At 72.0% G+C, this 16,288-nt stretch carries 12 protein-coding genes; 11 read left to right on the forward strand and 1 reads right to left on the reverse strand.

Annotation, left to right across the window (positions count from 1 at the left end):
- Nucleotides 1–76: 76 nt before the first annotated feature.
- Genes ACLJWH_RS16965 through ACLJWH_RS16985 form a run of 5 tightly spaced genes read left to right on the forward strand, consistent with a single transcriptional unit; the run spans nt 77 to nt 5,561 of the window.
- On the forward strand, nt 77–1,417 hold the full coding sequence (locus tag ACLJWH_RS16965; RefSeq protein WP_411142524.1) for an ABC transporter substrate-binding protein: 1,341 nt from the start codon (nt 77–79) through the stop codon (nt 1,415–1,417).
- 11 nt (nt 1,418–1,428) lie between these two features.
- Complete coding sequence (locus ACLJWH_RS16970; RefSeq protein WP_411142525.1) at nt 1,429–2,382, forward strand: carbohydrate ABC transporter permease; 954 nt, start codon at nt 1,429–1,431, stop codon at nt 2,380–2,382.
- 6 nt (nt 2,383–2,388) lie between these two features.
- Nucleotides 2,389–3,291 carry a carbohydrate ABC transporter permease gene (locus tag ACLJWH_RS16975; protein WP_411142526.1) on the forward strand — a complete coding sequence of 301 codons (903 nt, stop codon included), beginning with the start codon at nt 2,389–2,391 and terminating at the stop codon, nt 3,289–3,291.
- Nucleotides 3,292–3,336: 45 nt separating this feature from the next.
- Nucleotides 3,337–4,590 carry a 6-phospho-beta-glucosidase gene (locus ACLJWH_RS16980; protein WP_411142608.1) on the forward strand — a complete coding sequence of 418 codons (1,254 nt, stop codon included), beginning with the start codon at nt 3,337–3,339 and terminating at the stop codon, nt 4,588–4,590.
- A complete protein-coding gene (locus ACLJWH_RS16985; RefSeq protein ID WP_411142527.1) occupies nt 4,581–5,561 on the forward strand; it encodes an N-acetylglucosamine kinase in 981 nt (326 codons plus the stop codon). The genes ACLJWH_RS16980 and ACLJWH_RS16985 overlap by 10 nt, the downstream gene beginning before the upstream one ends.
- Before the next feature lie 98 nt (nt 5,562–5,659).
- On the opposite strand, the gene ACLJWH_RS16990 is transcribed toward ACLJWH_RS16985, so the two are convergent.
- Complete coding sequence (locus tag ACLJWH_RS16990) at nt 5,660–6,016, reverse strand: hypothetical protein (RefSeq protein ID WP_411142528.1); 357 nt, start codon at nt 6,014–6,016, stop codon at nt 5,660–5,662.
- Nucleotides 6,017–6,682: 666 nt separating this feature from the next.
- Here ACLJWH_RS16990 and ACLJWH_RS16995 point away from each other — a divergent pair.
- The 6 genes from ACLJWH_RS16995 to ACLJWH_RS17020 all read left to right on the forward strand — a co-directional run bounded on the left by ACLJWH_RS16995 (nt 6,683) and on the right by ACLJWH_RS17020 (nt 16,262).
- Nucleotides 6,683–8,071, forward strand: a complete 1,389-nt coding sequence (locus tag ACLJWH_RS16995) for a hypothetical protein (RefSeq protein ID WP_411142529.1) — start codon at nt 6,683–6,685, stop codon at nt 8,069–8,071.
- 20 nt (nt 8,072–8,091) lie between these two features.
- Complete coding sequence (locus ACLJWH_RS17000) at nt 8,092–9,102, forward strand: glutamate ABC transporter substrate-binding protein (protein ID WP_411142530.1); 1,011 nt, start codon at nt 8,092–8,094, stop codon at nt 9,100–9,102.
- A 196-nt stretch (nt 9,103–9,298) separates the two neighbouring features.
- Entirely contained in the window at nt 9,299–10,615 is a 1,317-nt protein-coding gene (locus tag ACLJWH_RS17005) for a hypothetical protein (protein WP_411142531.1), read from the forward strand.
- On the forward strand, nt 10,612–13,296 hold the full coding sequence (locus tag ACLJWH_RS17010; RefSeq protein WP_411142532.1) for a tetratricopeptide repeat protein: 2,685 nt from the start codon (nt 10,612–10,614) through the stop codon (nt 13,294–13,296). Before ACLJWH_RS17005 ends, ACLJWH_RS17010 begins: the two co-directional genes overlap by 4 nt.
- A gap of 52 nt (nt 13,297–13,348) precedes the next feature.
- A complete protein-coding gene (locus ACLJWH_RS17015) occupies nt 13,349–14,851 on the forward strand; it encodes a PP2C family protein-serine/threonine phosphatase (protein WP_411142533.1) in 1,503 nt (500 codons plus the stop codon).
- 55 nt (nt 14,852–14,906) lie between these two features.
- Nucleotides 14,907–16,262, forward strand: a complete 1,356-nt coding sequence (locus tag ACLJWH_RS17020; RefSeq protein ID WP_411142534.1) for a VWA domain-containing protein — start codon at nt 14,907–14,909, stop codon at nt 16,260–16,262.
- Nucleotides 16,263–16,288 lie beyond the last annotated feature (26 nt).

Genomic DNA, 16,288 nt, shown 5'->3' on the forward strand with positions numbered 1-16,288 from the left:
CCGCCATCCGCCCCTCAGCCGTTCAGCTCCCCTTTGCCCATTCCCGCAACTCCCCCTGCCGTAAAGGAAGTTCGCCATGCCGCTCCCGCGCATGCGCATCTGCCTGTCAGTGGCGCTGGCCGGCGCCGGACTGCTCATTTCGGGCTGCGCCAATCCGAGCGTCGGCAGTGACCGCGACGATCCCACCCAGCCGGTCACGCTCAAGTTCTGGCACGGCTGGTCCGATCCGGGCGAGGTGAAGGCTGTCAACGACAGCATCGCCCGGTTCGAGAAACTTCACCCCAACATCAAGGTGAAGGCCATCGGAAACGTCACCGACGAAACGGTGAACCAGGCGCTGCGGGCCGGCGGGGACGACGCGCCGGACGTGGTGTCGTCATTCACCACCAACAACGTCGGACAGTTCTGTTCGTCGGGGATGTGGGCGGACCTCGATCCGTTCATGAAGAAAACCGGGGTGGAGAAGGAGAAGGTCTTCCCGAAGACCCTGCTCGACTACACCCGGTACCAGGGCACACAGTGCGCGCTGCCGCTGCTCGCCGACTCCTACGGGCTGTACTACAACAAGGACGCCTTCCGGAAAGCCGGTATCGAACGGCCGCCGCACACCATGTCCGAGCTGAAGCGCGACGCCGGGAAACTCACCAAGCGCACCGCGAAAGGCTCGTACGAACAGCTGGGCTTCATGCCCAACTTCCGGCTCTACCAGAACAGTCCGGACCGGCTGTTCGCGCAGTGGGGGCCGACCTACTTCGACAAGAACGGCAAGGCACAGCTCGCCGAGGAGCCGGTCGCCAAACAGTTCTTCACCACCGCACTCGGCCTCATCAACGCACAGGGCGGCTATGCGGCACTGGAGAAGTTCCGGACGACCTTCGGTGACGAGATGTCCACGCAGAACGCCTTTCTGACCCAGAAGGTGGCCATGCACATGGACGGCGAATGGCGCGGACTGATGCTCCGGAAGGACAAGGCGAAATTCGACTGGGACACCGCGCCGATGCCGGTACCCGACGACCAGGAGGACACCTACGGCCGCGGCTATCTCACCGGTACGGTCGCGGGGATCTCGCACAGCAGCAAGCACCAGAACGCGGCCTGGGAACTGGTGAAATTCCTGACCGTCGACACGGATCAGGTCGTGCGGTTCGCCAACGCCATCCACAACATCCCGTCCACGAACGCGGCGCTCAAGTCCCCGAAGCTGGACGCCGATCCGGCCTTCCGCACCTTCCTCGACATCGCGGCGAACCGGCACAGCACCGCACTGCCGCCGTCCAACAACGGCGGCCAGTACGTCACGACGTTGCAGGACTTCTCGTACAACGTCGAAGCCGGCAAGGTCCCCGACCTCGACAAGGGGCTGCGGGAACTCGACGCCCAGATCGACGCCGACAACCTTCAGTCCGAGAACTGACGGAGAACCCCATGGCAACCACCACCATCGCGCCCGCCCTGCGGCGCAAGCACCGCCGCGCGCGACTGCGCACCCTGGGATTCCTCTCCCCCTGGCTGATCGGCTTCTCGGTCTTCTTCGGCTATCCGCTGATCGCCACCGTCTATTTCTCGTTCATGCACTACAACCAGATCCAGGAGCCCTCCTTCGTGGGGCTGCGGAACTGGAAGTACGTACTGACGCAGATGCCGCTGTTCGGGCCCGCCCTGTGGAACACCCTGTGGCTGGTCGTGGTGATGGTCGCGCTGCGGGTCGTGTTCGGGCTGGGCATCGGCCTGCTCATCACGAAGATCAAGTCGGGGGTCGGCTTCTTCCGTACGGCCTTCTACCTGCCGTATCTGGCGCCCCCGGTGGCCGCGACCGTCGCGTTCGTCTTCCTGCTCAACCCCGGCACCGGACCGGTCAACGAGATCCTCGGCGCGATCGGCATCGACGGGCCGTCCTGGTTCAACGACCCGAACTGGGCCAAACCCTCACTGGTCATGCTGTCCCTGTGGGGCATCGGCGACCTCATGGTGATCTTCATGGCGGCGCTGCTCGACGTACCGAAGGAACAGTACGAGGCCGCCGAACTCGACGGGGCCGGCGCCTGGGGCAAGTTCCGCTACGTCACCTGGCCCTCGATCACCCCGATCGTGCTGTTCGCCGTGGTCACCGGCGTCGTCCAGACCATGCAGTACTACACCCAGGCCCTGGTCGCCGGAAAGCTGGCGTCCGGCATCACCGTCGGCCCCGGCACGGTGATCCAGCCCGGCTACCCGGACCACTCCACCCTCACCGTCCCGCAGCTCGTCTACTCCCTCGGCTTCCAGAACTTCAACACCGGCGCGGCGTGCGTGCTCTCCCTCGTGCTCTTCGTCATCGCCATGGCCGTCACCACCCTGCTGATGCGCAAGCGCGCCGGCCTGCTCCCGGCGGAGGACTGATCCGACATGACCACCACCACGCTGACCGCGCGCCGCACCCCGGCCCGTACGGGCACCACCGGCGACCCGGCGGCCCGCGCCCGCCGCAAGCGGCTGCTGCACTGGATCGCCGTGCACTCCCTCGCCATCGCCGCGGCGCTCTTCTTCGTCCTGCCGTTCGTGTTCGTCTTCCTGACCTCCGTCATGAACGACGACCAGGCGATGAGCGGCGAACTGTGGCCGCACGAATGGAACTGGTCCAACTACGCCACGGTCTTCCGGACCCCCGGATTCCTGGACTGGTGGAAGAACTCACTGCTCTACGCGGGCCTGGGCACCCTGTTCACCGTCTGTTCGGCGATCCCGGTCTCCTACGCGCTCGCCAGATTCCGCTTCCGCGGCCGCCGCACCGCCATGATCCTGGTCATCTCCACGATGATGCTGCCGCCGCAGGTCATCGTCATCCCGATGTACCTGGTCTGGGCGCAGCAGCTGCACCTGTCCGGTTCGCTGTGGCCGCTGATCATCCCGATGGCGTTCGGCGACGCGTACTCGATCTTCCTGCTGCGGCAGTTCATGCTGACCATCCCGCAGGAGTACATCGAATCGTCCAAGGTCGACGGCTGCGGCGAGGTCCGTACCCTGCTGAAGGTCATCGTGCCGATGGCCAAGCCGGGCATCGCCGCGGTCGGCCTCTTCCAGTTCTTCTACTGCTGGAACGACTACTTCGGCCCGCAGATCTACGCCGCGCAGAACCCCGCCGCCTGGACCCTCTCCTACGGCCTGGAGTCCTTCAAGAGCGCGCACAGCGTCAACTGGAACCTCACCATGGCAGCGACGCTGCTGATCATGGCCCCCGTCCTCATCGTTTTCTTCTTCGCACAGAAAGCCTTCGTCGAAGGCGTCACGCTCACCGGAGTGAAGGGCTGATTTCCCATGCCGCAGTCTGACGGGGCACGCACCCCGCACCACCGCATCAAGCTCGCCGTCGTCGGCGGAGGCTCCACCTACACCCCCGAACTCATCGACGGGTTCGCCCGGTTGCGGGATGTCCTGCCCCTCGAAGAACTCGTCCTCATCGACCCGGCGGCCGACCGCCTGGAGCTGATCGGCAAGCTCGCCCAGCGGATCTTCGCCAAGCAGGGCCACCCCGGCAAGATCTCCTGGACCGACGACCTGGACGCCGGTGTCGACGGCGCCGACGCGGTGCTGCTGCAACTGCGCATCGGCGGCCAGGCCGCCCGCAACCAGGACGAGACCTGGCCGCTGGAGTGCGGCTGCGTCGGCCAGGAGACCACCGGCGCCGGCGGCCTCGCCAAGGCCCTGCGCACCGTCCCGGTCGTCCTCGACATCGCCGAGCGGGTACGCCGCCGCAACCCCGACGCCTGGATCGTCGACTTCACCAACCCGGTCGGCATCGTCACCCGGGCGCTGCTCACCCATGGCCACAAGGCCGTCGGGCTCTGCAACGTCGCGATCGGTTTCCAGCGGAAGTTCGCCACGCTGCTCGGGGTGACCCCGGACGAGGTGCAGCTGGAGCACGTCGGCCTCAACCACCTCACCTGGGAGCGGGCCGTCCGGGTCGGCGGCGAGGACGTCCTGCCCAGGCTGCTCGCCGAGCACGGTGACGCGGTCGCCGAGGACCTGCGCATGCCCCGCTCGCTCGTCGACCGCCTCGGCGTCGTCCCCTCCTACTACCTGCGCTACTACTACCGGCACGACGAGGTCGTACGGGAACAGCGCAGCAAGCCGTCCCGGGCGGCGGAGGTCGCGGCCATCGAGCAGGAGCTGCTCGGCCTGTACGGCGACCCGAAGCTGGACACCAAGCCGGAGCTGCTGAACAAGCGCGGCGGCGCCTACTACTCCGAGGCCGCGGTGGCGCTGACGTCCTCCCTGCTGCGCGACACCGGCGACGTCCAGGTGGTCAACGCCCTCAACAACGGCACGCTGCCGTTCCTGCCGGACGACGCGGTGATCGAGGTGCCCGCGACGGTGGGCGCCGCGGGTGCCGTACCGGTGCCCGTACGGCCCCTGGAGCCACTGTTCGCGGGCCTGGTCGCAGGCGTCACCGCATATGAACACCTGGCGCTGGAGGCGGCGTTGAAGGGCAGCCGGGACCGCGTCTTCGAGGCGCTGCTCGCCCACCCCCTCATCGGCCAGATCGACTACGCGGACCGGCTCACGGACGAGCTGATCGCGCACAACCGGGAGCACCTCACGTGGGCCTGACCGGCACGGCGCTCGCCATCGACGCGGGCAACAGCAAGACGGACGTGGCCCTGGTGGACACGGACGGCAAGGTGCTCGGCACGGCCCGCGGCGGCGGCTTCCAGCCGCCGGTGGTGGGCGCCGGGCGGGCGGTGGACGTACTGGCGCCGCTGGTGGCGTCGGTGCTGGCACAGGCCGGGGTCGAGGGCCCCGTCGATCAGGTCTCGGCGTATCTCGCCAACGCCGATCTGCCCGTCGAGGAGGCGGGCCTGACCGAGGAGATCACGGGCCGGGGCTGGGCGCGGACGGTCACCGTCGGCAACGACACCTTCGCGCTGCTGCGGGCCGGACTGCCGGACGGCGGCGAGCCGTTGGGCGTCGCCGTGGTGTGCGGGGCGGGCATCAACGCGGCGGGACTCGGGCACGGCGGAGCCACCGCCCGCTTCCCGGCGATCGGCCGGATCTCCGGCGACTGGGGCGGCGGTGCGTTCCTCGCCGACGAGGCACTGTGGTTCGCGGCGCGGGCCGAGGACGGCCGGGGCGAGCCGAGCGAACTGGCCCGCGCGCTGCCCGCGCACTTCGGGCTGACGACCATGCCGGAACTGATCGCGGCACTGCACCTGCGGGACATCCCCGAGCAGCGGCGGCACGAGCTGACACCGGTGCTCTTCGACGTCGCGGCGGCCGGCGACGCGGTGGCCCGCGCGGTCATCGACCGCCAGGCCGAGGAGATCGTCCTGCTGGCCGCGGTCGCCCTGGAACGCCTGGACCTGCTCTGCGAACCCACCCCGGTGATACTCGGCGGCGGCGTCCTCGCCGCCAAGCACCCGCTGCTGCACGACGGGGTGACCCGTCTCCTGGCCGAGCGCGCACCGAAGGCGGTACCCCAGGTGGTCACGGCCCCGCCGGTACTGGGCGCGGCCCTGCACGCCCTCGACCGGGCAGGGGCGACGACGGAGGCTTACGGGCGGCTTCGGGGGAGTTGGGGGTAGGGAGTGGATGCGGGAGGGGCGGGGAGGGGAGGGCGGGAGACCTACGGGGGGGTGGGGCCCTCCCCCTCCCCTCCCTCCCCGCCCCCCGTGTCGGGTCGTCACCCGATCTGGACGCTGTGGCCGTGCGTCACCTCCGTCCGGCCGCCGGGCGGCAGCACCACCTCGACCGGTTCGGTGCGCTGACCGCCGTCGGTGAAGCCGCCGCGGTCGCGTTCCGTGACGATGGTGATGTGGCGGTCGGTGTCGTTGATGATCAGCGTCGTGGGTCTGTCGGTGAGCTGGTCGATCGGGTAACTGCCGCTGGGGTCCACATATGTCGTGCCGCCGATGGTCAGGAACCCGTTCGCCGCGAGGGCACAGCCGGGGGCCGCACCACTCCTGGCCGTGGCGGCGGTGAGCGGTCCGAGAAGTCTGGGGATCCGGGCTGGTCCCGGGAACCGGGCCGGGCGTCGCATGCTGACTGCCTCCGATATGCCGTGGCGCGGGGCGGACCCGGGCCGGTCGCTGAAGTGGCGCTCGCTGCTGATTACTCAGCGTAATCGGCGAGGGGAGGGGTGTCACCGGCGTGCGGGAGTACGACGGGGGGCGCGGGGTGTGCCGTCCGCGCCGGTGGCGGCGGTCGCACCGGCCGTGGACGACACGGCCGTGGCGAAGCCCGGCCCGCCTCGGCAGGTCCGCCCCGGCGGCCCGGCCCGACCCGGCGACCGCCCCATGCGGCCCGCCCCGGCCCGGCGGGAACCGGACCCGCCTCGAACGCGTGATGAACAGTGACCGTGACGGTGGGGATCGGGGACACCGGCAGGGGCGCGGCACGGCTCGTACGCCGCGCCGAGGTTCGTGAACCACACCAAGTTCACGAACCACACCCAAGTTCCTGAACCACACCAAGTTCCGGAACCACAGCGCGGTCCGTGAGCCGTGGCCCGCTCCATGGGCCGTGACATCGATCGCGTTCGGCACAAGATCGGGCCAATACCGGTGTGGTTGTCAGCGGGTGCGGACATACTGCTGCCCGTGCACCGTTTCTCGTGAGCGGTCCGTGCGACGGAGCCGGACCCGCAGTCACCGACGTAGGGGGAGGTTCCGTGCCGGCCACGCCATCCGCGCCGCCCGTGTCGCCCATGCCGCCCGCATCGTCCGCGCCGGCCGGCAGCGCGACACCGCCCGCGCCGGGCCGCCGTACGGCCTGGGCCGACGGGCTGGACGAGCTGCGGGCCGCGGCGACGACCGAGCCGGGCAGGCTGCGGGTGATCGGTGCCGTACTCGCCCTGCTGGTCCTGGTCTTCGGCGCGGTCACGGCCTGGCAGGTCACCGACCGTACGGCCGCCGCGGACGATGTCGTCGAGCGCAGTCAGCCGCTGAGCGCGGCCGCCGCGGACATCTACCGCTCGCTGGCGGACGCCGACACCACGGCCGCCGGAGGGTTCCTGGCCGGCGGCGCGGAGAGCAAGGCCACCCGCGACCGCTATGCCGCCGATATCGCGATGGCGTCGCAGCGGCTGGTCCAGGCGTCGGCGAACACCGGGACGTCGGACACCGCCGGCCGCCAGATAGCCACGATCAACAGCGGCCTCCCCCGGTACACCGGCCTGATCGAGACGGCGCGTACGAACAACCGGCAGGGCCTGCCGCTGGGCGGCGCGTATCTGCGGTATGCCAACGACCAGATGCGCAACGAACTGCTTCCGGCCGCACGGGCGTTGTACGACGCCGAGACGGACCGGCTGGCCGGGGACTACGCCGCCGCGAAGGCGTGGCCGTGGTACGCGCTGGCCGCGGGGCTGGTCGCGGTGGGTGCGCTGCTCTGGGCGCAGCGGCGCAACTACCTGCGGACGAACCGGGTGTTCAACAAGGGGCTGCTGGCCGCGACGGCCGCTTCGGTGGCGCTGCTGGTGTGGCTGGGGGCGGCGCATGCGGTGGCCCGTTCGGGGCTGAGCGATTCGTACGAGCAGGGCGCCCGGTCGCTGCGGGTGCTCAACGAGGCGCGGATCGATTCGCTCCAGGCGCGTGGTGACGAGAATCTGACGCTGGTGGCGCGCGGTGCGGTGCTGACCAAGGACCAGAAGGACTTCTACGAGGTCGGTTTCCGCTCGGGGATGGCGGATCTGGTGGGCACGGGCAGCGGCGCCGCGTCGGCGGACAGCAGGCTGGGGGCGGCGCTGGCGCTGGCGGACGACGAGGCGGGGCGGCAGCCGGTGCGGGAGGCGCTGTCGCAGGTGCGGCAGTGGCAGGCGCGGCACGCCCAGGCGCGGGCGGCCGACGACAAGGGTGATTACGAACAGGCGCTGGCCAAGGTGATCGGCACGGACCGGCCCACCCGGGAGTCGTTCGACCGGGTGGACACCGAGTTGCGGAAGGCGCTGGCGCACGAGCAGGCGGAGTTCCGGTCGGCGGCGGACGGCGGGCGGGCGGCGTTCGGCCTGCTGGCGGTGGGTGCCGCGGTGCTGGCGGTGCTGGCGGCGGTGGGTGCGGTGCTGGGTATCGGGCGCAGGCTGTCGGAGTACCGGTGAGGGGGCCTGGTGATGGGGACATGAGGGAGCGCGGGCGAGGGCTGCTGAATCTGCGGGCCGCGCTGACGCCGGTCGCGTCCGGGGTGTGTGTGATGGTGGCGGCGGCCGCGGTGCTGGTGCCGGCGCTGAGCGGTGACGGCCCTTCGGGCGCGTCGGGTTCGGCGGGGCCGGGCGGCGCGGGCGGGCCCGGGGCGGCGCGGGCCACGCGGACCGCGGCGGGGTGCACGCCGCAGAACGCCGTGCAGAGCCTGCGGCCGTCGCCGGGCGGCGGGGAGGCCGTGGACCGGATCAAGCGGCATGGGCAGTTGGTCGTCGGCGTCGACCAGAACACCTACCGCTGGGGCTATCGCGATCCGAACACCGGGACGCTGGAGGGTTTCGACATCGAGCTGGCGCGGGCGATCGCCAAGGACATCCTGGGGCCGGACGCCAAGGTGGTCTTCCAGGCGGTGCCGACCAATCAGCGGATAACGGCGTTGCAGAAGCGTACGGTCGACATGGTGGTGCGGACGATGACGATCAACTGTGCACGCAAGGAGCAGGTGGCGTTCTCGACCGCGTATTTCCAGGCCGGGCAGCAGGTGCTGGCGCCCAGGACGTCGAAGATCACGGGGTTCGACGATTCGTTGCGGGGGCAGCGGGTGTGCACGGCCGCGGGCTCGACGGGTGAGTCGGAGCTGTCGGCGCGGCGGCACGGCGCGCAGGTGCTGACGGTGCCCAACCAGCTGGACTGTCTGGTGCGGTTGCAGCTCGGTGCGGCGGACGCGGTCGTCACGGACAGTGCGCTGGCCGCGGCGCAGGCGGCGCAGGATCCGACGGTCCAGTTGAAGGGCAAGCCGTTCACCGACGAGTCGTACGGCGTGGCGCTGAACAAGGACGATGTGGATCTGGTGCGGCGGGTCAACAAGGTGCTGGACGACTACCGGGGCGGCGGCGGTGCCGACAGCCCCTGGATGCGGGCGTATCACACGTGGTTGGAGGCCGATCTGCCGGGGATATCGGGGCCGCCGACGCCGGAGTACAGCGACTGACCGGCCCACGGAGCGGCCCGTCGGCGTCAGTATGGGAAGGCCCGGGGAGCTGAGCGAGCCGAGAGAGCCGGCGGAGCCGGGCGAGCCGGGCGAGCTGCGGGATCTGAAGGAATCGAGGGAGCGGAGGGGCGCGGCAGTGGTTGCCGCCGCACCGCCGCGACCGCCAAGCGCCGTACGCACATTGGAGAGGTGATCGATGGGGGCCCCTGGACCCTTCCCCGGCTCCGCGGGGCGGCCCGATGCCCCGGTGCCGGGCCGGGAGGAGGTGGATCGCGCCCTGGCGCGGCTCGACGCCGAGCACGAGGCGATCGAGACGTCGCTGCTCGCGTTGCAGGACCATGCGGGCCGCAGGCTTCTGGAGGGCGCCGAGCTGGCCGGTACGACCAGGGACCGCTGGGCCGCCGCCGAGCGGTCGGTCACGGCCCTGTGGTCGTATTTCGACACCTATACGGCCGCCGTGACGGCGGTGCGTGAGCTGCGGGCGCGGCGGCGGTGGCCGTCCCCGGCGGATCTCGCGGAGCTGACGGAGCTGTTGTACGGCAGTGCGGTGACGGTCGCGGGTGCGGCCGCGGCGGCGGAGGGCGGGCCGGCCCGGCTGAGCGAGCGGTTCAGTCTGGCGGAGCTGGTCGAGCAGATGAACGGGCTGTACGCGCGGTCGCTGGATGTCATCGTGGCCGCCGACGCGGTCTGGTCGGCGCTGCCGGCCCGGATCGATCTGCTCGCCGCCGAGTTGCAGCGCACACGGTCGCTGGCGCATTCGGTGGGGGTGCGTCCCGGGGAGCATCCGGCGGGCGATGATCTGGAGCGGATCACGGACGAGCTGTCGCGGTTGCGCGGCCAGGTGGTGGCGGATCCGCTGGCGTTCTGGGTGTCGTCGTCGACGGGGAGTTCGGCGCCCGGCGGGGGCCGGCCCGATACCGAGCGCTATGACCGTGCGGCCCGTGCGCTGGAGGACGTCCGGCGGGAGATCGAGGCGGTGCTGGATGTGCGGCAGGACGCGGAGCAGCGGCTGATGCGGCTGCGTGACGTCCTGTCCCGGGCGGACCGTACGCTGACCGAGGCGCGGCAGGCGCGCGGTGAGGTGCTGGCGAAGATCGCCTCGACCGAGGTGCCCGCGGTCAGCGGCCCTTCGACGGTGTTGCACGAGCAGTTGGCGGCGGCCGTCGACTACCGCAGGCGGGCGCAGTGGCACCGGCTGTCGCCGCTGCTGGACAGCCTGGAGGAGCGGGCGGAGGACGAACTGCACCGGGCCCGCGAGTCGTTGACGGCGGTGACCGCGCCGCTGGCGGTCCGTGCCGAGCTGCGGGGCCGGCTGGACGCGTACCGGGCGAAGGTCGCCCGGCACGGTCTGGCCGGGGATCCGCTGCTGGCCGAGCGGTACGACGTGGCCCGCCGGATGCTGTGGAGCGCGCCGTGTGATCTGCGGGTGGCCGAACAGGCGGTGCTGCGCTATCAGCGGGCGGCCGCGGAGGCGTGGGTGCCGGAACAGGCGGACGGCAGGGGGGAATCGTGACGGACCGGGCGGATGTGCCGTGCCAGCGGCCGGGGTGTGAGGGGACCTATGAGGATGTCGGCGGCGGGGAGCTGTACTGCGGTGTGTGCGGGCTCGCGCCGGTCGTCTCGCCCGATGGGCTGCTGTCCGCGGCGCCCACGGGGCTGACCGGCCGGACGCCGGCGGGTGCGGGGTCCGGCGGCGGTACGGCCGGCACCCATCAGTCCGCCGGGGCGGCGGGCCGGTCCGCTGCCGGGGCGCGTTCCCCGGCCTCGCGCCGTTCGGCGTCGGGGTGGCTGTCGGGTTCGTCGTCCGGGGGTGAGCCGACGCGTGAGGCGTCGGCGGTCTCGGTGTCGGCACGCGGCAGCGGCAGCGGCAGCGGCAGCAACGGATCGGTTTCGGTGTCGGCGCGCGGCAGCGGGCCGGGTTCCGGGTCGGGTTCGGGGCGCGGGCGGCTGGGCGCGGGGCTGGTGACGGTGCCGCAGGTGCCGCGGCCCGATCCGCGGACGGCGGTGCTGGAGAATCCGGAGGTCCCCGAGCGGAAGCGGTTCTGCAGCCGCGGGGAGTGCGGGGCGCCGGTCGGGCGGGCGCGCGGTGGGCGGGCGGGGCGCACGGAAGGGTTCTGCACCAAGTGCGGCCATCCGTACAGCTTTGTGCCGAAGCTGCGGGCCGGTGACATCGTGCACGGTCAGTACGAGGTGGTGGGCTGTCTGGCGCACGGTGGGCTCGGCTGGATCTATCTGGCGATCGACCGTGCCGTCTCCGACCGCTGGGTGGTGCTCAAGGGTCTGCTGGACACCGGCGACGAGGAGGCGCTGGCGGTGGCGGTGTCCGAGCGGCGGTTTCTCGCCGAGATCGAGCACGCCAACATCGTGCGGATCTACAACTTCGTGGAGCATCTCGATCCGTCGACGGGCAGTCTGGACGGCTACATCGTCATGGAGTACGTCGGCGGCAGGTCGCTCAAGGAGATCGCCAACGAGCGGCGTACGGCCCAGGGACGGCGCGATCCACTGCCGGTCGAGCAGGCGTGCGCGTACGGCATAGAGGCGCTGGAGGCGCTCGGTCATCTGCACAGCCGCAACCTCCTGTACTGCGATTTCAAGGTCGACAACGCCATTCAGCAGAACGACCAGCTCAAGCTGATCGACATGGGCGCGGTGCGCCGGATGGACGACGGCGCGAGCGCGATCTACGGCACGATCGGCTATCAGGCGCCGGAGGTCGCCGAGCTGGGTCCGTCGGTCGCCTCCGACCTGTACACCGTCGCGCGCACCCTCGCCGTCCTCACCTTCGACTTCCAGGGCTATACGAACATCTTCGTGGACTCCCTGCCGGATCCGGACAACATCGAGGTGTTCCGTACCTACGAGTCCTTCTACCGGCTGCTGGTGCGGGCCACGGACCCGGACCGGGCGCGCCGGTTCGCGTCCGCGGAGGAGATGGCCGAGCAGCTGACGGGCGTGCTGCGGGAGGTGGTGGCGCTCCAGTCGGGTGAGCCGCGGCCGGCGCTGTCCAAGCTTTTCGGTCCTGAACTGCGTGTGGTGGACGTGGAGTTGATGGCGGCCGCGCGGGGCGACAGTTCGCTGCTCGGCGGCCGGGCGGTGGCACCGGGGCGCGGGGTGTCCGGGGGGCGGCGCGGGGCCTTGCGGGCGGCGGGAGCAGAAGAAGGCGAACGGGAACGCGGTGCGGAGGCGCCGGACGGGGCGGCCGTGCCGGAGGGCGGGGCGCCCGGTGGTCCGGTGCTGCGGCCGCTGGACATCGGGGCCGCCGTGCTGGCGCTGCCGGTGCCGCGGGTCGATCCGGCCGACCCCAACGCCGGTTTCCTGGCCACGCTGCTGGCCGCCGCCCCGGCCGAACTGGTCGGCGCGCTGCGTTCGGCGCCCGCCGATTCCCTGGAGACCCGGCTGCGCGAACTGCGGGCGCGGCTGGAGCTGGGTGACGGTGCGGCGGCGGAAGCGGTGCTCGCGGACCTTGAGTCGGCGTCCGGCGGGGGGTGGGACGACGACTGGCGGGTGGTGTGGAACCGCGGCCTGGTGTCGCTGGTGACCGGGGACCGCGCGAGCGCCGCGCTGTCCTTCGACGCGGTCTACGACGCGTTCCCCGGCGAGCCGGCGCCGAAGCTGGCGCTGGGCGTCTGCGCGGAGCTGCTGGGGCAGCTGGACAACGCCGCGGAGTACTACCGTCTGGTGTGGACGGCCGACCACGGTTTCGTCAGCGCCGCGTTCGCGCTGGCCCGGGTGCGGCTGGCGACGGGCGACCGGGCGGGGGCGGTGGCGGCACTGGAGTCCGTCCCGGAGTCGTCCATCCACTACACGGCGGCGCGGATCGCGGCGGTCCGCGCCCGGCTGCGGCAGCGCAGCGCGCACGATGCGCTGCTGGCGGACCTGCTCGCCGCCGCGGAACAGATCGAGGCGCTGGCGGAGTTCGGGCTGGACCCCGGGCGCCGCGCACAACTGGTCACCGAGGTACTGGGCAGCGCCCTGGACTGGGTACTCTCCGGGAGCCACGGTGCCGGGCCGGACGGCGGGCAGGCCGCGGCCGGCCGGGCGGCGCTGCTCGGCAGCACGCTGGACGAGCGCGGCCTGCGGTTCGGCCTGGAGCGGTCGTACCGGCTGCTCGCGCGGCTGGCGCAGCGTGGCGAGGAAAGGATCGAGCTGGTGGAACGGGCCAACCGCTTCCGCCCCAGGACGTGGGTGTGACATGGGTGTGACTGGGCCGTCCAGGTGTCCGAGCTGCGACGAGCCGCTCGATGTGGGGGACAACTTCTGCGGGCGGTGCGGCGTCGGCCTCGTACCGGCCGCCGTGCCACCGGACGGGAATCCGACGATCTCGCTGCGCGGTGCGGCCGGCGGCCCCGCCGCGTACGGGCCGACGGCGCCGGCCGGGCCGCCCGCGCCACCGGCCCCGCCCGGCGTCGTCGCGCCGCCCGCGTTTCCCGGTCCGGCTGGTCCAGTTGGCCCGGTCGGCCCTGTCGGCCCTGTCGGCCCGGCCGTCGCCGCGCCCGCCCCGGCCGGCGATCCGCGGATCGGCGGTTCCCCAACCGCCCCTGACGCCGCGTCGGCCGAGGCCGCCGGAACCGCCACGGCAGCCGGGGCGGCCGGAATCGCTGGACCCACCGGAACCACCGGCACCGCCGGAACCGGCCGGGCTCCTGAATCCGCCGCCCCCGAAACCGCCGAGTCCGCGGTCGCCACCGCCGGCGCCGCTCCCGAGGCCGCCCCCGAGGCCGGGCCTCCCCCGTCACCCGTCACCGCCGCCCCCGGGCCGCGGAACACACCTGCCCCGGACACCCCGAGTACCCCGGACGCCACAGGCACTCCGGGCACCCAGGCCGCCCCGCTCTGTGCGGCCTGCCGGACGGGGTCCGTGGCCGCCGACGGCTACTGCGAGCACTGCGGCCACGCCCGGCCACGCCAACGCGACCATATGGAGCGCGAGTTGACGGGGGTGGCGGCGGTCAGCGACCGCGGGCACCGCCATCACCGCAACGAGGACTACTTCGCGGTCTCCGTCACCGCCCTGCCGGACGGTACGCCCGCCGTGATCGCGGTGGTCTGCGACGGTGTCTCCTCCGCGACCCGTCCGGACGAGGCGTCCCAGGCCGCGTCCGAGGCCGCGGGCGCGGCGCTGCTGGCGTCGGTGCCGCGCGGCACGCACCCCCAGCAGGCCATGCACGAGGCGATCATCGCGGCCTCCGCGGCCGTCAACGCCCTGGCCGCCGAGCCCGCCGGGGCCCAGCAGCACGACCGGTACCGCCAGCAGAACGCCCCGGCCTGCACCTTCGTCGGCGCGGTGGTCGGCGGCGGGCTGCTGACCGTGGGCTGGGTCGGCGACAGCCGCGCGTACTGGGTGCCCGACGACCGCTCGGCGCCCGCCGCCCGCCTCACCGAGGACGACTCATGGGCCGCGCAGATGGTCGCCAACGACCTGATGTCCGAGGCCGAGGCGTACGCCGATGTGCGCGCGCACGCCATCACCGGCTGGCTCGGCGCGGACGCGTACGAGGTCGAACCGCACACCGCGTCCTTCAAGCCGGACGGTCCGGGTGTCGTGCTGGTGTGCACGGACGGGCTGTGGAACTACGCCGAGACCGCCGACCGGATGGCCGGGGTACTGCCCCTCGACGCGCCCCGCAGGCCGCTGCACAGCGCCCGGACGCTGGTCGCGCACGCCCTCGACGGCGGCGGCCACGACAACATCACCGTGGCGGTGGTGCCGTTCCCCGCGCAGCCGGGGCGGACGGGACCGGCCTGAGCGCCCGGCCGGTACGGAATCCAAGGAGCCGCACGGAGTACCGAGGAGCGGAAAGATGGCCAATTTCGCCAAATCGCAGGTGCCGCATTTCTCCGCCGAGGTGTACCAGAACGTCCACCTCCCCGAGGGCGGGCGTGAGGTGCACGCCATCGTGACGGTCACCGCGACCGGGGGCGGCACGACCGGCGGCAGACCGAAGCCGGCCGCCGGGCCGGACAATCCGCACGGCCCGGACGGCCCGGACGCCGGGGTGGTGATCATGGTGGACTGTTCCGGGTCGATGGACCATCCGCCGACGAAGCTGCGCCACGCCCGCCGGGCGACGGCCGCCGCGATCGACACCGTCCGCGACGGTGTGGCCCTCGCGGTCGTCGCCGGTACGCACCGGGCCACCGAGATCTACCCCGGCGGTGGCCGGCCGGCCGTCGCCTCCCCGGCCACCCGCGCCCAGGCCAAGGCCGCGCTGGAGAAGCTGAGCGCGGGCGGCGGTACGGCCATCGGCGGCTGGCTGCGGCTGGCCGACCGGCTGCTGTCGTCCGCGGACGTCACCATCCGGCACGGCATCCTGCTCACCGACGGCCGTAACGAGCACGAGACGCCGGAGGAGCTCCGGGGCACCCTGGCCGCCTGCTCCGGGCGGTTCACCTGCGATGTCCGCGGCGTCGGCACGGACTGGGAGGTCAAGGAGGTCACCGGCATCGCCTCCGCGCTGCTCGGCACCGCCGATATCGTCGCCGATCCGGCCGGGCTGACCGCCGACTTCACGCGGATGATGGAGACGGCGATGGGCAAGGAGGTCGCCGATGTCGCGCTGCGGCTGTGGACACCGCAGGGCGCGGAGGTCGCGTTCGTGAAGCAAGTGGCCCCCGTTGTCGAGGACTTGACCGGACGGCGGGTCGAGTCGGGCCCCCGGTCGGGGGACTATCCGACCGGTTCGTGGGGGGACGAGTCCCGTGACTACCACCTCTGCGTGCGGGTGCCGGACGCCGGTGTCGGCCGGGAGATGCTGGCCGCCCGGGTCTCGTTGATCATCGCCGCGCCGGACGGCGCACCGCCGCAGACCCTGGCCCAGGGGCTGGTACGGGCGGTGTGGACGGACGACACGGCCGCTTCGACGTCGATCGATCCGCAGGTGGCGCACTACACAGGGCAGGCGGAACTGGCGCAGGTCATCCAGCAGGGAATGGATGCCCGCAAGTCGGGTGATGTGGGCTTTGCCACCGCGAAACTGGGGCGGGCCGTGCAGTTGGCGAACGCCTCGGGAAACGCGGACACCGCGAAACTGCTGGCGAAGGTGGTGGACGTCGTCGATGCGGCGACCGGTACTGTGCGACTGAAGGCGAAGGTCGCCGAGGCGGACGAGATGACCCTCGAAACCCGCTCGACGAAGACCGTTCGCGTCAAGAAATAACCATCGAGAAGTACCGAGAAGTACCA

The organism is Streptomyces sp. x-80 (assembly GCF_046549095.1).
Lineage (GTDB): Bacteria > Actinomycetota > Actinomycetes > Streptomycetales > Streptomycetaceae > Streptomyces > Streptomyces celluloflavus.